Below are 20720 nucleotides of genomic sequence, written 5' to 3'. Positions count from 1 at the left end.
TCACACCTCCCTGGAGTCCGAGCCGGCGGCGACGTTGGCCGGCTCCCGCTCGGCGACCACGCGCTTGGTGCGCGGGCTCGGTGGCACTTGCAGGTCCATCGGTGGCAGCGGGAAGCTGCCGTGCGGACGGCTGTTGACCTGCTCCTGCAACGACGGCTGCGGCGCCTTCTTGCGGCTCGGCCACAGCAGCGTCACCAGCAGCAGCACGCCCGCGCCGAGGCCCGTGGCGAGCAGCCGGTCCCGGGTCTGCCAGCCCTCGATCGAGCGCAGACCGGACAGGACCAGGATCCAGACCAGGTTGATCGGCAGCAGCACCTTCCAGCCGAACCGCATGAACTGGTCGTAGCGGAGCCGGGGCAGGGTGCCCCGCAGCCAGACGAAGACGAAGACCAGTGCCAGCACCTTGCCGAAGAACCAGAGCATCGGCCACCAGCCGGAGTTCGCCCCCGCCCAGAGGGTGATCGGCCAGGGGGCCCGCCAGCCGCCGAGGAACAGCGTCGTGGTGACCGCAGACATGGTCACCATCGCCACGTACTCGCTGAGCATGAAGAGCGCGAACTTCAGCGAGCTGTATTCCGTCATGAAGCCGGCGACCAGCTCCGACTCGGCCTCAGGGAGGTCGAACGGCGCCCGGTTGGTCTCACCGACGGTGGCGATGAAGAAGATGATGAAGCTCGGCAGCAGCAGGATCGCGTACCAGCCGGGGGCCGGCACCTCGACGCCGGCGATGGTCAGCCGGGTGGCGTCGCCCTGGGCGGCGACGATCCCACTGGTCGACATCGTCCCGGCGGTCATGAACACCGCCACGATGCTCAGCCCCATCGCGACCTCGTACGAGATCATCTGGGCACTGGAGCGCAGGCCACCGAGCAGCGGGTACGTCGAACCGGACGCCCACCCGCCGAGCACGATGCCGTAGATGCCCATCGACGAGCAGGCCAGCAGCACCAGGACCGCCACCGGCACGTCGGTGACCTGCAACGGCGTCTGGTGGCCGAAGATGCTCACCATCGGGCCGAACGGCACCACCGACAGCGCGGTGACCGCGCAGATCACCGAGATGGTCGGGGCGAAGAAGTAGACGACCTTGTCCGCCGCCTTCGGGAGGATGTCCTCCTTGAAGGCCATCTTCAAACCGTCGGCGAGGGTCTGGAGCAGGCCGAACGGGCCGACCTGGTTGGGGCCGGGCCGCACCTGCATGTAGCCGACGACCCGCCGCTCGAACCAGACGCCGAGCAGCGTGGCCAGCAGGCCGAACACGAACGCGAAGACGACCTTGATCAGGACCAGCCACCACGGGTCCTTGCCGAAGTCGGCCAGCGTCGGGTCCTGCGCGAGGTAGACCGCGTTCACTGGGAAACACCCCCGGAGTTGAGGAGGGGACCCGGGCGGCCGGCCGCATCGGCGGCGACCTCGCCGGCCGGGGCCGGTTCCGTCGCCGTGGAGGCGGAGATCCGCACCACCGTGCCGGACGCCGCGCCGAGGCCGCGCCGGACGATGGAGCCGGGTGAGTTGGTCGGCAGCCAGACGACGCCGTCGGGCATCTCGGTGATCGCCGCCGGCAGGGTGATCGCCCCCCGCTCGGTGCCCACCGTCACCGGGTCGCCGTCGGCGACGCCGAGCGCCTCCGCGGTGCCCTTGCCCAGCCGGGCCACCGGCGGGCGGGCGGTGCCGCCGAGGTGCTCGTCGCCGTCGGTGAGGCTGCCCAGGTCGACGAGCTGGTGCCAGGTGGCCAGCACGGCCTCCCCGGCGCCAGGCTGCGGCACCGTGGCCGGCTGCACCGACGGCGTGGACGGCCGGTCGGCCCGGGTCGGCGGCAGGCCGCCCAGCTCGCGGCGGACGCTGAGCACGTCGCCGGTGCCGAGCCGCACGTCGAGCAGCGCGGCGAGGGCGTCGAGCACTCGGCCGTCGGTCATCGCGGCGGTGTGCAGGACCGCCTCGAAGGGACGCAGGCGGCCCTCCCAGTCGAGGAAGCTGCCGGCCTTCTCGACCACCGGGGCGACCGGCAGGACCACGTCCGCCCGGCGGGCCACCGCGCTCATCCGCAGCTCCAGGCTGACCAGGAACGGCACCGCGTCCAGGGCCCGCTCGGCCAGCCGGGGGTCGGCCAGGTCCGCCGGGTCGACGCCGGCGACCACCAGCGCACCGAGCTGGTCGTTGGCCGCCGCCGCGAGGATCGCGTCGGTGTCCCGGCCGGCCTGGCTCGGGATCACGCCGGCCGGGATGTCCCACGCCTCGCCCAGCTCGGCCCGGGCGGCCGGCTCGGTGACCGGACGGCCGCCGGGGAGCAGGTTCGGCAGGCAGCCCGTGTCGACCGCGCCCCGGTCGCCCGCGCGCCGCGGCACCCAGGCCAGCTTCGCGCCGGTACGCCGGGCCACGTCCGCCGCCGCCGACAGCCCGCCGGGCACCTCGCCCAGCCGCTCGCCGACGATCAGGATCGCGCCGGGGGTGCTCAGCGCCTCGGCCACCGTGGCGTGCTCGGCGAGCACGCTCGCCTCCTCGCCCGGCACCACCCGGGCCAGCTTGGCCCCGAGCTTCTCCAGGCCGCGGGTGGCGAACGGCGCGATCGCGTACACCGTCAGCTTCTTCTTCAGGAATGCCTTGCGCAGCCGCAGGAAGAGGATCGGGCACTCCTCCTCCGGCTCCAGGCCGACCAGCACCACCGCGGGGGCGTTCTCCACGTCCGCGTAGGTGACGTCGGTGCGCCCGGCGACAGAGCTGGCCAGGAAATCGGACTCCTCGCGGGAGACCGGCCGGGCCCGGAAGTCGATGTCGTTGGTGCGCAGCGCGACCCGGGCGAACTTCGCGTACGCGTACGCGTCCTCGACGGTGAGCCGGCCGCCGGTCAGCACCGCCGTGCCCCGGGCGGAGTCCCGGGCCGCGGCCAGCCCCTCGGCGGCGACGGTCAGCGCCTCGCTCCACGACGCCTCGCGCAGCTCACCGGTCTCGGCGTCGCGCACGAGAGGGGTGGTGAGGCGGTCGAACGCGCGAGAGTATTGGAAGCCCCAGCGGCCCTTGTCGCAGTTCCACTCCTCGTTGACCTGCGGGTCGTCGCCGGCCAGCCGGCGCAGCACCTTGCCGCGCCGCCAGTCGGTGCGCTGGGCGCAGCCCGCCGAGCAGTGCTCGCAGACGCTGGGGCTGGAGACCAGGTCGAACGGGCGGGCCCGGAACCGGTACTGCGCGCCGGTGAGCGCGCCCACCGGGCAGATCTGCACGGTGTTGCCGGAGAAGTAGGAGTTGAACGGGACGTCGCCGGAGTCGCCCTCCGCCCCGTACGCCTCGTCCCGGTAGATGTTGATCTCCTCGGCGGACGAGCGGCCCATCAGGTCGATGAACTTGTCGCCCGCGATCTCCTCGGAGAACCGGGTGCAGCGCTGGCAGAGCACACAGCGCTCGCGGTCGAGCAGCACCTGCGTGCTGATCGGCAGCGGCTTGGGGTATTCCCGCTTGTGCTCGTGGAACCGGGAGTCCGTGCGGCCGGTGGACATCGCCTGGTTCTGCAGCGGGCACTCGCCGCCCTTGTCGCACATCGGGCAGTCGAGGGGGTGGTTCATGAGCAGCAGCTCCATGACCCCCTCCTGCGCCTTCTTGGCCACCGGGGAGCTGAGCTGGGTGCGGACCACCATGCCCTCGGCGACGGTCTGGGTGCAGGAGGCCACCGGCTTGCGCTGGCCCTCCACCTCGACCAGGCACTGCCGGCACGCGCCGGCCGGGGCCAGCAACGGGTGGTCGCAGAAGCGCGGGATCTCGGTGCCCAGCTGCTCGGCGACCCGGATCAGCAGCGCGCCCTTGGGTGCGGTGACCTCGACGCCGTCGATGGTGAGCGTGACGGTTTCCGGGGCCTTGACGACATCAGTCATTAGTGGGCTCCCACCAGCTGCTTGTCCGACAGCTTCGGCGCGGTACGTCCCTCGATGTAGTCGAGGTAGTCCTGCTTGAAGTACTTCAGCGACGAGGTCACCGAGCTGGTCGCACCGTCACCCAGGCCGCAGAACGAGCGGCCGAGGATGTTGTCGCAGGTGTCGAGCAGGGTGTCCAGGTCCTCGTGGGTGCCCTGGCCGGCGAGGATCCGCCGGTAGACCCGGACCATCCAGTAGTTGCCCTCGCGGCACGGGGTGCACTTGCCGCACGACTCGTGGTGGTAGAACTCCAGCCACCGGTACGTCGCGTAGACCGGGCAGTCCTGGTCGGAGAAGAGCTGGGTGGCCGTGGTGCCCAGGATCGAGCCGGCCGCCGCCACCCCCTCGAAGTCCAGCGGCACGTCCAGGTGCTCGGCGGTGAGCAGCGGGGTGGACGAGCCGCCCGGGGTCCAGAACCGCAGGTTGTGGCCCGGCTGCATCCCGCCGGCCAGCTCCAGCAGCTCGCGCAGCGTGACGCCCATCGTGCACTCGTACTGGCCGGGGTTGGCGACCCGGCCGGAGAGCGAGTAGATCATCGGCCCGGACGACTTCTCCGTGCCCATGGTCTTCCACCACTCGGCCCCGCCGAGCACGATGTACGGCACGCTGGCGATGGTGCCGACGTTGTTGACCACGGTGGGGCTGGCGTACAGGCCGTGGGTCGCCGGGAACGGCGGGCGCAGCCGGGGCTGGCCCCGGAACCCCTCCAGCGAGTCCAGCAGCGCGGTCTCCTCACCGCAGATGTACGCCCCCGCACCCGAGTGCACCACCAGCTCCAGGTCGAACCCGGAGCCGAGGATGTTGCGCCCGAGGTAACCCTTGGCGTACGCCTCCTGGACGGCGCTGCGCAGCCGGCGCGCGGCGTGCACCGCCTCGCCCCGGATGTAGATGTACGCCCGGCTGGCCCGGATCGCGTACGACCCGATGATCACGCCCTCGACCAGCGAGTGCGGGTCGTGGGTCATCAGCGGCAGGTCCTTGCAGGTGCCCGGCTCGCCCTCGTCGGCGTTGACCACCAGGTAGTGCGGCTTGCCGTCGCCCTGCGGGATGAACCCCCACTTCAGGCCGGTCGGGAAGCCCGCGCCGCCGCGCCCGCGCAGCCCGGAATCCTTGATCAGCTGGATCAGGTCGTCCGGGTGCGCCTTGAGCGCCTTGCGCAGAGCGGCGTAGCCGTCCAGCTTCTCGTAGGTGCCGATCCGCCACGCGTCCGGCGATAGCCAACGCTTGGTGAGCACCGGGGTGAGCTTGGCCAGGGTCTCCGGCCGGGGAGTCGTCACTGCTGGGCCTCCGCTTCCTTGAGGGAGCGCTCCTGGGCGTCGGCGTCGTCGCCGGCGGGCTTGCGATCGCCGGCCGGCGGGTTCGCGGCGGCCCCGGCGGCCTGGGCCTGCTGGGCGTCGCGCGGGACCGGGGGCGCCCCGTCGACCGGTACGGGCACCCCGGGCGCGGCCGGCGCGGGCTCGGGTGCCGGTGCCGGCTTCGCGGCCTGGGCCTTCACCTCGGCGGTGGCCTTCTCGGCCTCGGCCTTCGCCTTCGCCTCGGCCGCGGCCCGGTCGGCCTCGGCCTTGCTCCGGATCGGGGTGTTCGGGTCGTAGCCCGGCACCGAGATGCCGTGCCGCTCGGCCAGCCGCAGGCCCCGCAGGGTGGGCTCGCCCGGGTCGCCGTCGGCGACCGCGCCCTCGCGCTCGTCGGCGAAGCCGGCGAGCTGCACCGCCATCTCCTTCAGCGTGCAGAGCCGCGCGCCCCGGGTCGGCATCGGCCGGCCGCCGGCACGCAGCTCCTCGACCACGCCGAGCGCGGTCTGCGGGTCGACGCCGTCGAAGAAGTCGTAGTTGACCGTCATGACGGGGCCGTAGTCGCAGGCCGCGAGGCACTCGGCGTGCTCCAGGGTGACCTTGCCGTCGGCGGTGGTCTCGTCGTGGCCGACGCCCAGGTACTCGGCGAGGGTGTCGTAGACCTCCTGCCCGCCGAGCACGTTGCACATCGTGTTGGTGCAGACGCTGACCAGGTAGTCACCGGTCGGCCGGCGCTTGTACATCGTGTAGAAGGTGGCGACCGCGCCGACCTGGGCCTTGTTCAGGCCGAGCACCTCGGCGCAGAACTCGACGCCGGCCGGGGAGACGTAGCCCTCCTCCGACTGCACCAGGTGCAGCAGCGGCAGCAGCGCCGACCGCGACCGGTCGGCCGGGTAGCGGGCGATGATCTCGCGCGCCCGCTCCCGCGTCTGCTCGGTGAAAGTCGTCGTCGTCATCAGAGCCGCCTTCCGTTCGCGACTGCGGGACTCGCAAGCTCACTCCTCGCGCTCACCTGTCACACCCACCCATCACGGGGTCCAGCGAGGCGCCGCCGGCGATCACGTCGGCGATCAGGCCGCCCTCGGCCATCGCCGGGAGGGCCTGGAGGTTGACGAAGCTCGGCTCCCGGTAGTGCACCCGGTAGGGCCGGGTGCCGCCGTCGGAGACCGCGTGCACGCCCAACTCGCCGCGGGGCGACTCGATGCCGACGTACACCTGGCCCGGCGGGACCCGGAAGCCCTCGGTGACGAGCTTGAAGTGGTGGATCAGGGACTCCATCGACTGGCCCATGATCTTGGCGACGTGCTCCAGCGAGTTGCCCATGCCGTCCACGCCGATGGCGAGCTGCGCCGGCCAGGCGATCTTGCGGTCGGCCACCATCACCGGGCCCGGCTTCAGCCGGTCCAGCGCCTGCTCGACGAGCTTCAGCGACTCCCGGATCTCGGCCAGCCGCACCAGGTAGCGGCCCCAGACGTCGCCGTCCGGGTGCGTCGGCACGTCGAACTCGTAGGACTCGTAGCCGCAGTACGGCATGGTCTTGCGCAGGTCCCAGGCGAGGCCGGCGGAGCGCAGCACCGGGCCGGTGACGCCCAGCGCCAGGCAGCCGGTCACGTCGAGCACCGCGACGTGCTTGGTGCGCTCGGTCCAGATCGGCTGGCCGGAGAGGAGGTCCTCGTACTCCTTGAGCTTCTTCGGCATCATCTTCAGGAAGTCGCGGATCTTGCGGATCGCGTCGTCCGGCACGTCCTGCGCCACGCCGCCCGGCCGGACGTACGCGTGGTTCATCCGCAGGCCGGTGATGGTCTCGAAGATGTCGAGGATGTACTCCCGCTCGCGGAAGCCGTACAGCATGATCGAGATCGCGCCCAGCTCCATGCCGGTGGTGGCCAGCCAGACCAGGTGCGACGAGATCCGGTTGAGCTCCATCATCAGGACCCGGATGGTGGTGGCCCGCTCGGTGACGTCGTCGGTGATGCCGAGCAGCTTCTCCACCGCGAGGCTGTACGCCGTCTCGTTGAAGATCGGGGCGAGGTAGTCCATCCGGGTCACGAACGTCGAACCCTGGACCCAGTTGCGGTATTCAAGGTTCTTCTCGATGCCGGTGTGCAGGTAACCGACGACCGACCGGGCCTCCCGGACGGTCTCGCCCTCCAGCTCCAGGATCAGCCGAAGCACCCCGTGGGTCGACGGGTGCTGCGGACCCATGTTCACGACGATCCGCTCGTCGTTGATCGGGTCCGTGCCGGAGACCACCTGGTCCCAGTCCCCACCGGTGACGGTGAAGACCTTGCCCTCGGTCGTCTCGCGCTCGGTGGCGTAGTTCGACGTCGTCACTGGTACGACCTCCGCGTGTCCGGCGGCGGGATCTCCGCGCCCTTGTACTCGACGGGCACGCCGCCGAGCGGGTAGTCCTTGCGCTGCGGGTGCCCCTCCCAGTCGTCCGGCATGAGGATCCGGGTCAGGTTGGGGTGGCCGTCGAAGACGATCCCGAACATGTCGTACGCCTCCCGCTCCTGCCAGTCGGCGGTCGGGTAGACGGCGGTGACACTCGGCAGGTGCGGGGCCTCGACGGAGACCGCGGCCTCCAGCCGCAGCCGGCGGCGGTAGGTCATGGAGGTGAGCTGGTAGACCACGTGCAGCCGGCGCTCGTCGGCGCCCAGGTAGTCCACGCCGGACACCGAGGAACACAGCTCGAAGCGGAGCGCGAGGTCGTCGCGCAGCACCTGGCAGACCTCGGCGATGCGCTCCGGGCGTACGTGCAGGGTCAGCTCGCCCCGGTCGACCACGACTTTCTCGATCGCGTCGCCGAAGTCCGGGTACGCCTCCTCCAGCGCGTCGCGGACCTCGTCGAAGTAGCCCCCGTACGGCCGGGGGGTCTCCTCGATCGGCCGGCGCCGGCGGACCAGGCCGCCGAAGCCGGAGACGTCGCCGGTGCCCTGGTTGCCGAACATGCCGCGCCCGGCGGGGCTGGACGGCGGGTGCTCGGCCGGCGCGCCGCTGCTCGCGCCGGCCGGCGTCACCGGTACCGGTACGCCGCCGGTGCTGTTCTTGTCGCTCACTTGGGGCCCCCGTGCGGGTGGAGGTGGTTCTGCGCGTTCATCCAGTTCTCGATCCGCAGCTGCTCCTCGCGCCCCTCGCGGACCGCCCGGGTCCACTCGGCGCGCCGGGCCTTGTCGTTGCGGTACGACGACGGCATCGATCCGTACGGCACGACGGGGACGTCGCCGCGCTCCTGGCGGGCCTGGAGCATCTTGCGGCCGTTCGGGCCCAGCGGCTCATACATGATCTTCTCGCGGAGCTTGAGGATCGCGTCGATGAGCATCTCCGGCCGGGGCGGGCAGCCCGGGAGGTACATGTCGACCGGGACGATGTGGTCGACGCCCTGCACGATGGCGTAGTTGTTGAACATGCCGCCGCTGCTGGCGCAGACGCCCATCGAGAGCACCCAGCGGGGCTCGGCCATCTGGTCGTAGATCTGGCGCAGGACCGGGGCCATCTTCTGGCTCACCCGGCCGGCCACGATCATCAGATCGGCCTGGCGGGGCGAGGCGCGGAACACCTCCATGCCCCAGCGGCCCATGTCGTAGTGCGGGCCACCGGCGGCCATCATCTCGATGGCGCAGCAGGCCAGGCCGAAGGTGGCGCCCCAGACGGACGACTTCCGCGACCAGTTGACCAGCTTCTCCACGGAGGTGAGCAGGACGCCGGCGGGAAGCTTCTCCTCGATACCCATCTGACGTACCTCCCTCAGTCCCAGTCCAGGCCGCCGCGCCGCCACACATAGGCGTACGCGACGAAGACCGCGACGATGAACAGGACCATCTCCACGAAGCCGAAGATCGGCAGGGCGTCGAACGAGACCGCCCAGGGGTAGAGGAAGATGATCTCGATGTCGAAGACGATGAAGAGCATCGCCGTCAGGTAGAACTTGATCGGGAACCGGCCGCCCCCGACGGGCTGTGGGCTGGGCTCGATGCCGCACTCGTACGCCTCGAGCTTGGCCTTGTTGTACCGGAGCGGGCCGGCGAAGCGGGCGGCGGCCACGGAGAACAGCGAGAACCCCGCGGCGAGGGCGAACAGCCCGACAATGGGTGCGTAAGGCGAGAGCGTCATCGTGGTCTCCTGCTCGTCCTTCCCTGCCCTCGGCGGTGGTGGGCCAAAATCACACTATTCACGTCCCTCACGACGGCTGTCGGCGGGGGTCGATATCTGCCTGGCCGGCGGTCCTCGTCGACCTCGGCCCGAAGACTCACACGGCGGGCGCCGCCTTCGTCATCGCGTTGATGACCCGGTCCATCGCGTCCCCGCCGCGCGGGTCGGTCAGGTTGGCCAGCAGCTTGAGCACGAAGCGCATCAGGGCGGGATGCGGCATGCCGTGCTTCGTGGCGACCCGCATGATCTCGGGGCGGCCGATCAGCTTCACGAAGATCCCGCCGAGCCGGTAGTAGCCGCCGAAGCGGGCCTTCAGCTCCTGCGGGTACGCCATCAGCGCCCGCTCCCGCTCGGCGCCGGCCGGCCGGGCGAGGGCCTGCACCGCGACCTCGGCGGCCAGCTCGCCGGACTCCATCGCGTACGCGATGCCCTCGCCGTTGAACGGGTTGACCATGCCGCCGGAGTCGCCGACCAGCATGACGCCCCGGGTGTAGTGGGGCACCCGGTTGAAGCCCATCGGCAGCGCCGCGCCGAGGATCGGCCCCTCGGCGTTCGTCTCGTCGGTCAGCCCCCAGTCCTCGGGGGTGTTGGCCAGCCAGTCGGTGAGCAGCCGCCGGTAGTTGGTCTTGCCGAAGGCGGTGGAGGAGTTGAGGATGCCGAGGCCGGCGTTGACCCGCCCGTCGCCGAGACCGAAGATCCAGCCGTAGCCGGGCAGCAGCTCGCCGTTGCCCTTGCCGCGCAGCTCCAGCCACGACTCCAGATAGTCGTCGTCGTGCTTGGCGGGCGAGCGGTAGTAGCGCCGGACGGCCACGCCGATCGGCCGGTCCTCGCGCTTGGCCAGCCCGAGGGCGAGCGGGAAGCGGCCGGAGACGCCGTCGGCGGCGACCACCAGCGGCGCGCGGAAGGTGGCGGGCTCCTTCTCCGGGCCGACCTCGGCCACCACGCCGACGACCCGGTCGTCGGCGTCGAGCACCGGGCCGGTCACGTTCACGCTGGTGCGCAGCTTCGCCCCGGCCGAGACGGCGCGCTGGGCGAGCAGGTCGTCGAAGTCGAGCCGGGTGCGGACCAGGCCGTAGTTGGGGAAGCTGGCCAGGTCGGGCCAGTCCAGCTCCAGGCGGACGCCGCCGCCGATCACCCGCAGGCCCCGGTTGTGCAGCCAGCCCGCCCCGGTCGAGGTGTCCACGCCCATCCGGATGAGCTGCCGGACCGCGCGCGGGGTCAGCCCGTCGCCGCAGACCTTCTCCCGGGGGAACTCGGTCTTCTCCAGCAGCAGCACCCGTACGCCGTGCCGCGCCAGGTGGTATGCCGTCGCCGAGCCGCCGGGGCCGGCGCCCACGACGATCACGTCGGCGTCGTGCTCCACCGCGGTCATCTGCGCCTCCTCCCGCATGCTCGTGAAATGCTTCACAAGCCAGTCGGGTGGAGTCTATGACCGGCGTTACGCCCACGCCCGGTTAGGCGACCCTAACTTGCCGAGGTGAGGGCTATCAAGGTCCACTTCAGCGATCAGCAAGGTCCACTTCGCTCGTCAGCGCGGGGCGGGGGCTGCGACGTCCAGCCCGGCGTCGGGCGTGGCGTCCAGCCCGGCGTCGGGCCGGATCGACTCGGGCAGGTGTTCGCGCAGCGCGCCGCCGGCCACCCGGTCGAGCGCGGCCAGCACCTCGGCCACCACCCGGCGCACGTCGGCGGGATCGGCACCGGCAAGGTCCCGGAGCTGGGCGACCAGCTCCGCCGCGTCGTCGGCCGGCGGCACACCGCCCGCCTGATCTGCTCCGGTCATGGAGCGAGCCTAAGCGGCAAAGTAGACCATTTCGGCACAATTAGGAAAGGCGAGGGCGAACCGAGTCGGCGCGCGGGTCAGGGTGGGTCAGGGCGGGTCAGGCGCGCCGGGTCGCGCGGTGCAGGGCCACCACGCCGCCCGTGAGATTGCGCCACGCCACCCGCTCCCAGCCGGTCGCGCCGATCCGCCCGGCCAGGGCCGGCTGATCCGGCCACGCCCGGATCGACTCGGCCAGGTAGACGTACGCCTCCGGGTTGCTCGACACCGTGCGGGCCACCGCCGGCAACGACCGCATCAGGTACGACAGGTAGACCGTCCGGAACGCGGGGTTGACCGGGGTGCTGAACTCGCAGACCACCAGCCGGCCGCCGGGCCGGGTGACCCGGGCCAGCTCGCGCAGGGCGGCATCGGTGTTCGACACGTTGCGCAGCGCGAAGGAGATGGTCACCGCGTCGAAGCTGGCGTCGGCGAAGGGCAGCCGCAGCGCGTCCCCGGCCAGCAGCGGCACCGTCGGGCGGGACCGCTTGCCGGCATGCAGCATGCCGAGGGAGAGGTCGGCGCCGACCGCGTACGCGCCGGACTGGGACAGTTCCTCCGTCGAGACGCCGGTGCCCGCGCCCACGTCCAGCACCCGGTCGCCGGGGCCGAGCCCCAGGGCCGCCCGGGTGGCCCGCCGCCACGACCGGTCCTGCCCGAAGGAGAGGACCGTGTTGGTCAGGTCGTAGCGGGCCGCCACCCCGTCGAACATCGCGGCGACCTCGTGCGGCTGCTTGTCCAGGCTGGCGCGCTGGCCCTGCGGGGTACGGCTCACCCCTCCACTCTGCCAGCCGCCGCCCGGACGCGGTACGGGCGGGGTGGTCGCCCACCCCGCCCGTACCGTCGTGCCGTCAGTCGGTGGACTTTTCGTCCCCCGGAGTGACCAGCACCACCCGGCGCCGGCGGGCCAGCACCAGCAGCACGCCGCCGACCAGCAGCACGGCCGCGCCGACGCCACCGATCAGGCCGACCTGCGCGCCGGTCACCGGCAGCCCGCCGCCGCCACCGCCGGTGCTCGGCGAGGGGGTGACGCTCGGCTGCCCGGAGGGCGACGCGGTCGGCGTAGCGGTCGGCTCACCGGTCGGGGTGGGCGTGGGGCTGGGCTGGGTGGCCAGGTCCACGAACACGTCGAACACGGCCTGGTTGTCGACCTCGTCCGTCTCCGCGAACGCGCGACGCTGCGCCGAGGAGGCGACCTGCGGCTCCTCCTCGGGCTCGCCCTCCGCCCCGTCCAGCCCGTACGCGAACAGCTCGCCGGGGCGCAGGACCGGCTCGGCCGCGTCCTCGGCGACCTTCACCCGCACGTCGTCGGTGTAGTACTCGCCCGGCTTCACCACCGCTCCGGCGTCCTCGCAGAGCGCCTGGGCCAGCCCGCCGATCTCCTGCTCGACGCAGTTGTCGGGCAGCTTCGCGAAGCTGACCTTGGCCGGCAGGGTGAGCATGTAGAAGATGCCCGTCGCCCTGCGGCTGCCGTCGTTGTAGACCGCCCAGTCCAGCGGGGCGGTCCCGCCGCGCGGGATCGGCTTGAGGTCCGGCTCGCTGTTCTGCGCGCCGTCGACCACGACGTTGGCGTAGCCGTCCTGCACCCAGGAGGTGAGGTCGTAGCCGGGGCGGGTGACGGTGATGTCGACGGTCTCGGAGTTGTCGTCGGTGTTCGGGTCGGCGGTCGCCGAGGCGATCGTGACCTTCAGCGCGCCGCCCTTGCCCTGGAGGCCCGTGCTGAACAGCGGGATGCCGAAGTCCTCGCTGGTGCCGCCGGCGAGGTCGCCGAGCAGGCAGGTGAAGGTGGTGCCGGCGACGTCGCAGCCCTCGGGGACGACGAAGCCGACCCGCCTGGTCAGCCCCTTCGTCTCCACGGTGACCCGGACGTCCCGGGCCACGGCCGAGCTGCGGGTGTTGTCGACGGTGAACTTGAACGGCTTGGCCTTGGCCGCCTGCACGCCCCTGGCCAGGTTGTAGCTGAGCGGAACGAGCGCCAGGTCGGCCTGGTCGGCCGCCTGCGCCGGGGCGGCCACGGTGGCCAGGCCGCCGGTGGCCAGCAGCGCAGCGGCGCCGACACGGGCCAGCGCCGAGCGGTGAAATGAGGTCATTGATCCCCCGGGGTCTGGAGAGGAGGGAGGTTGCGGAATCGAGCGGACGTTATCCGAGGTAGATCGTTCGCGCCAGCGGTGGCGCGCGTTGTTCATCTGTCCGGCCACCACCCGTACCGACAGTGAGGGCGGGATGGTCACCCATCCCGCCCTCACCGCGGTGCATTATGTGAACGGCCCCCATGGGCCGATGGAGGACTGAACCTCGAACACGTCGCGGGGGACGTTAGCGACCCGGGGTGACCTGCGCGACCCTTTCGCGGGGCAGGACGCACACCAGGTCCGACAGGACCAGCAGAACTGTCCGGACCGCCGATCGATCACCAGCCGACCGGGGGGCCCACCCTCGCCCACCGTGCCCACCGCAGCGCGGAGGGTCAGCTCACCTCGACCAGCGGCAGGGACTTCCCGACACCGCCGCCCGGCAGCGCGATCGACGAGAAGTGCGAGACCACCCGGTCGTCGGTCGGGTCGTCGGCCGGGGTGTGGTGCACCGCGAGCCGGCGGTAGAGGGTGTCCCGCTGGGCGGGGATGCGGTCCGCCGAGCGGATCATGCCGATCAGCTCGTGCAGGTTGGACCGGTGCCGGGCGCCCGCCGAGGAGATCACGTTCTCCTCCAGCATGATCGAGCCGAGGTCGTCCACGCCCATGTGCAGGGCGAGCTGGCCGACGTCCTTGCCGGTGGTCAGCCAGGACGCCTGCAGGTGCGGCACGGTCTCGAAGAAGAGCCGGGAGACCGCGACCAGGCGCAGGTATTCCAGCGTCGTCGCCTGGGTGCGGCCCTTCAGGTGGTTGTTCTCCGGCTGGTACGTCCACGGGATGAACGCCCGGAAGCCCCGCGTGCGGTCCTGCACGTCGCGGATCATCCGCAGGTGCTCGATCCGCTCGGCGGCCGTCTCGCCGGTGCCCATCATCATCGTGGCGGTCGACTCCAGGCCCTGCCGGTGGGCCAGCTCCATGACCTCCAGCCAGCGCGCGCCGGACTCCTTGAGCGGGGCGATCGCCTTGCGCGGCCGGTCCGGCAGCATCTCCGCGCCGGCCCCGGCGATCGAGTCGAGCCCGGCGGCCTTGATCCGCGCGATGGCCTCGTCGAGGCTCACGCCGGAGACCTTGGCCATGTGCAGGATCTCGCTCGGCCCGATGGAGTGGATGGCGAGCTGCGGGTACGCCTGCTTGACCGAGGAGAACAGCTCCTCGTAATACTCCACGCCATAGTCGGGGTGGTGGCCGCCCTGGAGCATGACCTGGGTGGCGCCCAGCTCGACCGCCTCGCCGCAGCGACGCAGGATCTCCTCGGTCGGGTGGGTCCACCCCTCCTTGTGCTTGGGCGCGCGGTAGAAGGCGCAGAACTTGCACGCCGTCACGCAGACGTTCGTGTAGTTGATGTTGCGGTCGATCAGGTAGGTGACGATGTTGTCGGGGTAGCGCCGCCGACGCACCGCGTCGGCCGCCTCGCCGAGGGCGTGGAAGGGCGCCTCGGTGTAGAGCAGCAGGGCCTCCTCGGGCGTGATCCGCCCGCCGTCCGCGCCGCGTTGCAGGATGTCGTCGATCTCCCGGCTCACCGTCACGCCTCCGAGCGTACGCCGGGCGGCCGTCCAGGCCCGCAGGGGTGCGCGGCGCGTGACGCGTCCCGCACCCGCCGCCCCGCCGCTGGCGCTGCCACCGGCCCACGCCAGATCTTGGACACCTGGTGTCAGCTCGGCGCAGCAACTGTCCAAGGTCCGGAGGGATCGCCGCGACCGTGGCGGCGGCCGGAGGCGGTCACCCGCCGCCGGACGGTCAGGCCCGGCCCGGCAGACCGGCGACGAAGGCGGTCCAGGCCCGCCGGTCGAAGGCCAGCACCGGCCCGGCCGGGTCCTTCGAGTCACGTACGCCGACCGCCTGCGCCGCCTCCGCCACCTCCACGCAGTCACTGTCAGATCCGCTGCGGGATGACTTGCGCCAAGTCGCTCCGCAGAAGTCAGGCATGGCCATCGGAGACTCCCCCTCGCTCGTGCTCCGCCGCGATCCGCGCGACGATGTCCTTCGAATCGGCCGGGCTCAAGGCGATCGCAGCCAAGGCCTCCGCCGCCCGGCGGAACACGGCCACCTGCTCGGGCTCCTCCAGGAACAACCCGGTCAGCTTGTGGTCGAGATAGACCACCGACCGGTTGCGCGGGAAGTCGAAGAGCGCGAACGAGCCGTCCAGGCCGGTGTGCGCGCCGGCCGTCAGCGGCACCACCCGCAGCGTCACCGTCGGCCGCTCGGCCGCTTCGACCAGGTGCCGGAGCTGCCGGGCCATCACCTGGGGGCCGCCGAGCGCCCGGCGCAACACCGCCTCGTCGAGCAGCGCGTGGAGCGCGGGTGGGGTGGGGCGGCTCAGGATCGCCTGCCGGCCCAGCCGGGCCGCCACCCGCCCCTGCGCGTCGCCGGGCGGCACCCCGCAGCCGACCATCACCGCCTGGGCGTAGTCCGGGGTCTGCAGGACCTTGGAAGAATGAGGCCCCTCTGGGGGCCGGAATCTTCCAAGATTCACCCCGGTCCCGGGACACCGTCCGGAATCACCGGCGGGAGAGCGCTCCGGCACCCGGACGTCGGCCGCGCCGTCCAGACCTTGGACACTTCCTGTCAGCTCCGTGCGGCAACTGTCCAAGGTCCGGAGGGCCGCGGACGCCCGACCACACCGAGTCAGCGCAGGGTGAGGTCGCTGGCGGGGAGGTCGTACCAGGACAGTTAGAAGGGCGAGCCGGCCTGCGGCGCCACCGGGAACACGGCCCAGCTGGTGAGCTCGCGGCCGGGAGCGAGGTCGAACGACCGGCACGCACCGCCCGTCGGGCCGCGCCCCCGGCCGGCCTGGGCGCGGAACCCGCCGGCTATGCGGCCCCGGGGCTGGCGACGGCGAGGCCGACTCCCTTGGCCAGGTCCAGGAGCCGCCGGTCGTACGTGACGAAGCCCGCGAAGTCGTCGCCGGCCTCGGCGGCTAGAAGCTGCGCCGTGGCGAGGTGGATCGCGTCGAGGCTGCGGAGCAGCGGATCCGCGTACGAGCCGGCGACCGACCGTACGGTGGCGTCGATCTCCACCCGGTAGAGCCGCGACAGCGCCGCCGGCACCCCCACCAGGGCCTGCGGGGCGGAACGCCGTAGGGCTCTGGGCACCTCGACCTCCACCAGGGCGGAGGCGACCAGGGACATGCCGGTGCGCTCGTTGAGCCAGGCGACGAGCGCCTCGGTCTCCGCCTCCCGACGAAGCAGCTTGATGATCGCGGCAGAGTCGAGGTAGATCACCAGCGTTCCTCGTCCCGGGCCTCGACGAGGGCCGCCGCGACGTCGACGGCCGGGTCTCCCAGCACCGGCGGGAGCGGCACCGGCCCGGTCGACGTGGGTGCCACGGCCCGGCCCTCCGCGACAAGGCGCCCGAGGACGGCGTCCCCCGCGACAATGGGCACCAACCGGGCGACCGGGCGGCCCCGATCGGTCACCTCGACGGTCTCACCGGCCCGCACCCGGGCCAGCACCCGGCTGGTGTGCTGGTTGAGTTCACGCACCGCGATCTGCTCCACGGGGACAAGTGTAGAACAGAAAGTCCTACACCCCCGGCCCGGAGAACCGCCTACGCGTCGTAGTCGACCGTGAGGGTGTCGGTGGTGGGGGTGGACTGGCAGGTCAGCACGTAACCGGCGGCGACCTCGTCCGGCTCCAGGGCATAGTTGCGGGCCATCGTCACCGCACCGCCGACCACCTTCGCCCGGCAGGTCGAGCAGACCCCGCCCTTGCACGCGTACGGCAGCTCGCCGCGCACCCGCAGCGCCGCGTCGAGTACCCGCTCCTCGCGACCCATCGCGAACGTCGACGACCGGCCGTCCAGCACGATCGTCACCTCGGCGTCCCCGGTCGACTCGGCCGGACGCCGCGGCGACGGAACGGGCGTCTCGGCGACGTGGAACAGCTCCGCGTGCACCGCCGACTCCGGCAGGCCCCGCGCGGCGAGCACCGCCTTCGCGTCGACCACCATGCCGTACGGGCCGCAGAGGAACCACTCGTCGATCGCGTCGCCCGGCACGATCGTGCCCAGCAGGCGGCCCAACCGGTCGGCATCGATCCGCCCCGACAGCAACGGCGACTCGCCCGGCTCCCGGGACAGCACGTGCACCAGGTGCAGCCGCGTCGGGTAGCGGTCCTTCAGGTCGGCCAGCTCCTCGGCGAACATCACCGAGTTCGCCGTGCGGTTGCCGTACACCAGGGTGAAGGTGCTGGCCGGCTCGACGGCCAGGGCCGTGGCGACCAGCGCGAGCACCGGGGTGATGCCGGAGCCGGCGGCCACCGCGCCGTAGCGGCGGGCCCGGCCCGGGTCGAACGCCGTGGTGAAGTGCCCCAGCGGGGGCAGCACCTCGACGGTGTCGCCGTGCCGCAGGACCGAGCAGGCGTAGGCCGAGAACGCGCCCCCGGGGATCTCCCGCACCCCGATCCGCAGCCGGCCGTGCCGGGCCAGGTCGTCGGGCGTCGAGCAGATCGAGTACGACCGGCGCACGTCCGCCCCGCCGGCATCGGAAGCACCGGTAGTGCCGGCGGAACCGGCGGGCAGCCGCACGGTGAGGTGCTGGCCGGCGGAGAACGCGAAGACCGCCCGCAGCTCCTCGGGCACGGCGAAGGTGATCGCCACGGCGTCGGCGGTGAGCCGGTCGACGGCGGCGACGGGCAGCGGGTGGAAGGCCGGCCGGCGGCGGACCGGACGGGTGATCGTGACAGTCACAGCGCCTTCAGGTGGTCGAAGGGTTCACGGCAGGCGCGGCAGCGCCACAGGGCCTTGCACGCGGTGGAGCCGAATCGGCTGACCTGCTCGGTCTCCGCCGAGCCGCAGCGCGGGCAGCGGACGGCGAGGGTCAGCGGCACGACGGTGCCGGCTCCGGCGGCCGGGGCGGCGACGGCCGGGGCCACCGGCGGCGGGGCGATGCCGGCGGCGGCCAGCTTCGCCCGGCCGGCGTCGGAGATCCAGTCGGTGCTCCAGGCCGGGGCGTAGACCGTGCGGACCTCGGCGTCGGGGTGGCCGGCGGCGGCCAGCGCCCGCCGGATGTCGGCCCGGATCACGTCCATCGCCGGGCAGCCGGTGTAGGTGGGGGTGATGGTCACGGTGACCCGACCGGTGGCCCGGTCCTGGTCGACCGCCCGCAGGATGCCCAGCTCGTCGATGGTGATCACCCGGATCTCCGGGTCCACCACCGCCGCCACGGCCTCCCTCGGGTCTACCATTTTGCCCCCGGGTGGGCGCGGTGCAGCACCTGCATCTCCGCCAGCAGGAACGACAGGTGCTCGGTGTGCAGGCCGTCCCGCCCGCCGGCCGGGGCCCAGCCGTCCGCCGGCCGGGTCAGCGTGGCCTCGACCAGCACCGGCCCGACGTACGCGTCGAAGTCGCCCCGCAGGGTGGCCGGGTCGACCGGTGCGCCCGGCCACGGCGCGAACAGCTCGTGCGTGTACGACCAGGTCTGGTCCACGGCGGCCTGCATGCGGCGGTGCGACTCGGCGGTGCCGTCGCCGAGCCGGCGCACCCAGAGCGCGGCGTGGTCCCGGTGGTACGCGGACTCCTTGCGCGCCTTCGCCCCGATGGCGGCGAGCCGCTCGTCGGCGCAACCGGCCAGCGCGGAGTAGAGCGGGAACTGGTAGGCCGACAGGAACAGCAGCTTCGCCATGGTCACCGCGAAGTCGCCGTTGGGCAGCTCGACCAGCAGGCAGTTGCGGAACCCCCGGTCGTCGCGCAGGTACGCCAGCGTGTCCTCGTCGCGGCCGGCGTCCTCCAGCTCGCCCGCGTACGTGAGCAGGAGCCGGGCCGCGCCGAGCTGGTCGAGGGCGATGTTGGCCAGCGCGACGTCCTCCTCCATCTCCGGGGCGCGGCTGGTCCACTCGCCGAGGCGCTGCGCGGCGACCAGCGCGTCGTCGCCGAGGGCGAGGGCGAAGCCGAAGGGATTCCTCACAGGTGGGACACCCCGTCCGGCACCTCGTAGAAGGTGGGGTGGCGGTAGACCTTGTCGGCCGCCGGGTCGAAGAAGACGTCCTTCTCGTCGGGGCTGGACGCGGTGATCGCGCCGGACGGCACCACCCAGATCGACACCCCCTCCTGGCGGCGGGTGTAGAGGTCGCGGGCGTTACGCAGGGCCAGCTCGCCATCGGGGGCGTGCAGGCTGCCGACGTGGGTGTGCGCCAGCCCGCGCCGGGCCCGCACGAAGACCTCCCACAGCGGGGTCGCGCTGTCGGTCCCGCTCATGCGGCGATCGCCTCCTTCGTCTCGGCCCGCCCCTGCGCGGTCGAACGCTTCGCGGCGTACGCGGCGGCGGCCTCGCGGACCCACGCGCCCTCGGCGTGGGCGCGGCGGCGGTGTTCCATCCGCTGCCGGTTGCACGGGCCCTCGCCGGAGATCACCCGCATCAGCTCGGCGTAGTCCGGCTCGGTGAAGTCGTACGCCTGGCGTTGCTCGTTCCAGCGCAGGTCGGGGTCGGGCAGGGTGAGGCCGAGGATCTCGGCCTGCTGCACGCACATGTCGACGAAGCGCTGGCGCAGCTCGTCGTTGGAGAACCGCTTGATCTTCCAGGCCATCGACCGGGCGGAGTGGGTGGAATCGCCGTCGGGCGGGCCGAACATGGCCAGCGACGGATACCACCAGCGGTCGACCGCGTCCTGGGCCATGGCCTTCTGCGCGGGGGTGCCGTGGGCGAGGGTGTGCAGGATCTCGTAGCCCTGGCGCTGGTGGAACGACTCCTCCTTGCAGACCCGGATCATGGCCCGGGCGTACGGGCCGTAGGAGCAGCGGCACAACGGCACCTGGTTGACGATCGCCGCGCCGTCGACCAGCCAGCCGATCACTCCCACGTCGGCCCAGCTCAGGGTGGGGTAGTTGAAGATCGAGCTGTATTTCTGCCGCCCGTCGAGCAGGAACTGGACCAGCTCGTCGCGGCTGACGCCGAGAGTCTCGGCGGCGGCGTACAGGTAGAGGCCGTGCCCGGCCTCGTCCTGGACCTTGGCCAGCAGGATGGCCTTGCGCTTGAGCGAGGGGGCGCGGCTGATCCAGTTTCCCTCCGGCTGCATCCCGATGATCTCGGAGTGCGCGTGCTGGGCGATCTGCCGGATGAGCGTCTTCCGGTACGCCTCGGGCATCCAGTCGCGGGGCTCGATCTTCTGGTCGGCGTCGATCACGTCGGCGAAGTATGCCTCCAGGTCGGCGTCCGGGCCGGGGGCATCGCTGCCCCGCTGCCGGGTCGCCGCCTCGCGCAGCGCCGCCTCCGCCGCCGCCACCTCGCCGAGCAGGCCACCGCCGGGCGCGTTCTCCGGGGCGGAGAAGTCGTTGCCATACATGACGACAAGTGTTACAGCTCGCGCCTGCCGACGCCAGAGGGTGTCACAGAATTCCGAACACACCTTCCGTGATGACTTGACCCCATTTCACATTGCCGCAGGTCGGGGCGCAGGTATGACATGGCTCACTAAGCAGAGATGAATCCCCGCAA

22 protein-coding genes are annotated in these 20720 nt (G+C 72.1%); all 22 read right to left on the bottom strand.

The window, feature by feature from the left end; all coding sequences use genetic code 11:
* Window positions 1–1353, bottom strand: coding sequence for an NADH-quinone oxidoreductase subunit NuoH (nuoH, locus tag ACFT41_RS14115; RefSeq protein WP_377580820.1), 1353 nt, complete (start codon window positions 1351–1353; stop codon window positions 1–3).
* Window positions 1350–3860 carry an NADH-quinone oxidoreductase subunit G gene (locus tag ACFT41_RS14110; RefSeq protein ID WP_377580822.1) on the bottom strand — a complete coding sequence of 837 codons (2511 nt, stop codon included), beginning with the start codon at window positions 3858–3860 and terminating at the stop codon, window positions 1350–1352. Before ACFT41_RS14110 ends, nuoH begins: the two co-directional genes overlap by 4 nt.
* Window positions 3860–5176 carry an NADH-quinone oxidoreductase subunit NuoF gene (gene nuoF / locus ACFT41_RS14105; protein ID WP_377580825.1) on the bottom strand — a complete coding sequence of 439 codons (1317 nt, stop codon included), beginning with the start codon at window positions 5174–5176 and terminating at the stop codon, window positions 3860–3862. The genes ACFT41_RS14110 and nuoF overlap by 1 nt, the downstream gene beginning before the upstream one ends.
* Window positions 5173–6147, bottom strand: a complete 975-nt coding sequence (gene nuoE, locus ACFT41_RS14100; protein WP_377580827.1) for an NADH-quinone oxidoreductase subunit NuoE — start codon at window positions 6145–6147, stop codon at window positions 5173–5175. Before nuoE ends, nuoF begins: the two co-directional genes overlap by 4 nt.
* 52 nt (window positions 6148–6199) lie before the next feature.
* Window positions 6200–7525 carry an NADH-quinone oxidoreductase subunit D gene (locus ACFT41_RS14095; protein ID WP_377580830.1) on the bottom strand — a complete coding sequence of 442 codons (1326 nt, stop codon included), beginning with the start codon at window positions 7523–7525 and terminating at the stop codon, window positions 6200–6202.
* Window positions 7522–8250: an NADH-quinone oxidoreductase subunit C gene (locus ACFT41_RS14090; RefSeq protein WP_377580832.1), complete on the bottom strand. Its 729-nt coding sequence runs from the start codon at window positions 8248–8250 to the stop codon at window positions 7522–7524. The genes ACFT41_RS14095 and ACFT41_RS14090 overlap by 4 nt, the downstream gene beginning before the upstream one ends.
* A complete protein-coding gene (locus tag ACFT41_RS14085) occupies window positions 8247–8924 on the bottom strand; it encodes an NADH-quinone oxidoreductase subunit B family protein (RefSeq protein WP_007074124.1) in 678 nt (225 codons plus the stop codon). The genes ACFT41_RS14090 and ACFT41_RS14085 overlap by 4 nt, the downstream gene beginning before the upstream one ends.
* A gap of 14 nt (window positions 8925–8938) precedes the next feature.
* Window positions 8939–9304 (bottom strand): NADH-quinone oxidoreductase subunit A, encoded by a 366-nt coding sequence (locus ACFT41_RS14080; RefSeq protein WP_377580834.1) that lies wholly within the window; start codon window positions 9302–9304, stop codon window positions 8939–8941.
* A gap of 136 nt (window positions 9305–9440) precedes the next feature.
* The gene (locus ACFT41_RS14075) at window positions 9441–10715 is read right to left on the bottom strand and encodes a geranylgeranyl reductase family protein (RefSeq protein ID WP_377580837.1); all 1275 of its coding nucleotides are present in this window, start codon (window positions 10713–10715) and stop codon (window positions 9441–9443) included.
* Between the two features lie 156 nt (window positions 10716–10871).
* Window positions 10872–11123 (bottom strand): hypothetical protein, encoded by a 252-nt coding sequence (locus ACFT41_RS14070; RefSeq protein ID WP_377580839.1) that lies wholly within the window; start codon window positions 11121–11123, stop codon window positions 10872–10874.
* Between the two features lie 97 nt (window positions 11124–11220).
* Entirely contained in the window at window positions 11221–11934 is a 714-nt protein-coding gene (locus ACFT41_RS14065) for a demethylmenaquinone methyltransferase (protein WP_377580842.1), read from the bottom strand.
* A gap of 76 nt (window positions 11935–12010) precedes the next feature.
* Window positions 12011–13249 (bottom strand): cell wall anchor protein, encoded by a 1239-nt coding sequence (locus ACFT41_RS14060; RefSeq protein ID WP_377580844.1) that lies wholly within the window; start codon window positions 13247–13249, stop codon window positions 12011–12013.
* A gap of 377 nt (window positions 13250–13626) precedes the next feature.
* Window positions 13627–14817, bottom strand: coding sequence for a cyclic dehypoxanthinyl futalosine synthase (mqnC, locus tag ACFT41_RS14055; RefSeq protein ID WP_377580846.1), 1191 nt, complete (start codon window positions 14815–14817; stop codon window positions 13627–13629).
* Window positions 14818–15028: 211 nt separating this feature from the next.
* A complete protein-coding gene (locus ACFT41_RS14050) occupies window positions 15029–15217 on the bottom strand; it encodes a DUF397 domain-containing protein (protein ID WP_377581023.1) in 189 nt (62 codons plus the stop codon).
* Window positions 15210–15764, bottom strand: coding sequence for a DUF5753 domain-containing protein (locus tag ACFT41_RS14045; RefSeq protein WP_377580848.1), 555 nt, complete (start codon window positions 15762–15764; stop codon window positions 15210–15212). The genes ACFT41_RS14050 and ACFT41_RS14045 overlap by 8 nt, the downstream gene beginning before the upstream one ends.
* A gap of 337 nt (window positions 15765–16101) precedes the next feature.
* Entirely contained in the window at window positions 16102–16512 is a 411-nt protein-coding gene (locus ACFT41_RS14040) for a type II toxin-antitoxin system VapC family toxin (RefSeq protein ID WP_377580851.1), read from the bottom strand.
* Window positions 16509–16787 (bottom strand): type II toxin-antitoxin system Phd/YefM family antitoxin, encoded by a 279-nt coding sequence (locus ACFT41_RS14035; RefSeq protein ID WP_377580854.1) that lies wholly within the window; start codon window positions 16785–16787, stop codon window positions 16509–16511. Before ACFT41_RS14035 ends, ACFT41_RS14040 begins: the two co-directional genes overlap by 4 nt.
* Before the next feature lie 50 nt (window positions 16788–16837).
* The gene (gene paaE, locus ACFT41_RS14030; protein WP_377580857.1) at window positions 16838–17977 is read right to left on the bottom strand and encodes a 1,2-phenylacetyl-CoA epoxidase subunit PaaE; all 1140 of its coding nucleotides are present in this window, start codon (window positions 17975–17977) and stop codon (window positions 16838–16840) included.
* Window positions 17974–18474, bottom strand: a complete 501-nt coding sequence (paaD, locus tag ACFT41_RS14025) for a 1,2-phenylacetyl-CoA epoxidase subunit PaaD (RefSeq protein ID WP_377580860.1) — start codon at window positions 18472–18474, stop codon at window positions 17974–17976. The genes paaE and paaD overlap by 4 nt, the downstream gene beginning before the upstream one ends.
* Window positions 18468–19193, bottom strand: a complete 726-nt coding sequence (gene paaC / locus ACFT41_RS14020) for a 1,2-phenylacetyl-CoA epoxidase subunit PaaC (RefSeq protein WP_377580862.1) — start codon at window positions 19191–19193, stop codon at window positions 18468–18470. Before paaC ends, paaD begins: the two co-directional genes overlap by 7 nt.
* Window positions 19190–19483 (bottom strand): 1,2-phenylacetyl-CoA epoxidase subunit PaaB, encoded by a 294-nt coding sequence (gene paaB / locus ACFT41_RS14015; RefSeq protein ID WP_377580865.1) that lies wholly within the window; start codon window positions 19481–19483, stop codon window positions 19190–19192. Before paaB ends, paaC begins: the two co-directional genes overlap by 4 nt.
* Window positions 19480–20568 carry a 1,2-phenylacetyl-CoA epoxidase subunit PaaA gene (gene paaA / locus ACFT41_RS14010; RefSeq protein WP_377580867.1) on the bottom strand — a complete coding sequence of 363 codons (1089 nt, stop codon included), beginning with the start codon at window positions 20566–20568 and terminating at the stop codon, window positions 19480–19482. The genes paaB and paaA overlap by 4 nt, the downstream gene beginning before the upstream one ends.
* Window positions 20569–20720: the final 152 nt, after the last annotated feature.

Origin of the sequence: Micromonospora sp. NPDC057141 (genome assembly GCF_042670805.1) — a bacterium.
In the GTDB taxonomy this organism is placed as follows: Bacteria; Actinomycetota; Actinomycetes; order Mycobacteriales; family Micromonosporaceae; genus Micromonospora.
This window is presented reverse-complemented; position numbering and strand designations above follow the sequence as displayed.

What these genes read in the sequence shown, in the direction of transcription:
- ACFT41_RS14110 (WP_377580822.1), bottom strand. Translation starts at nt 3,860, where the DNA reads ATGACTGATGTCGTCAAGGCCCCGGAAACCGTCACGCTCACCATCGAC.
- nuoE (WP_377580827.1), bottom strand. Translation starts at nt 6,147, where the DNA reads ATGACGACGACGACTTTCACCGAGCAGACGCGGGAGCGGGCGCGCGAG.
- ACFT41_RS14085 (WP_007074124.1), bottom strand. Translation starts at nt 8,924, where the DNA reads ATGGGTATCGAGGAGAAGCTTCCCGCCGGCGTCCTGCTCACCTCCGTG.
- ACFT41_RS14080 (WP_377580834.1), bottom strand. Translation starts at nt 9,304, where the DNA reads ATGACGCTCTCGCCTTACGCACCCATTGTCGGGCTGTTCGCCCTCGCC.
- ACFT41_RS14075 (WP_377580837.1), bottom strand. Translation starts at nt 10,715, where the DNA reads ATGACCGCGGTGGAGCACGACGCCGACGTGATCGTCGTGGGCGCCGGC.
- ACFT41_RS14070 (WP_377580839.1), bottom strand. Translation starts at nt 11,123, where the DNA reads ATGACCGGAGCAGATCAGGCGGGCGGTGTGCCGCCGGCCGACGACGCG.
- ACFT41_RS14060 (WP_377580844.1), bottom strand. Translation starts at nt 13,249, where the DNA reads ATGACCTCATTTCACCGCTCGGCGCTGGCCCGTGTCGGCGCCGCTGCG.
- ACFT41_RS14050 (WP_377581023.1), bottom strand. Translation starts at nt 15,217, where the DNA reads ATGCCTGACTTCTGCGGAGCGACTTGGCGCAAGTCATCCCGCAGCGGA.
- paaD (WP_377580860.1), bottom strand. Translation starts at nt 18,474, where the DNA reads ATGGTAGACCCGAGGGAGGCCGTGGCGGCGGTGGTGGACCCGGAGATC.
- paaB (WP_377580865.1), bottom strand. Translation starts at nt 19,483, where the DNA reads ATGAGCGGGACCGACAGCGCGACCCCGCTGTGGGAGGTCTTCGTGCGG.
- paaA (WP_377580867.1), bottom strand. Translation starts at nt 20,568, where the DNA reads ATGTATGGCAACGACTTCTCCGCCCCGGAGAACGCGCCCGGCGGTGGC.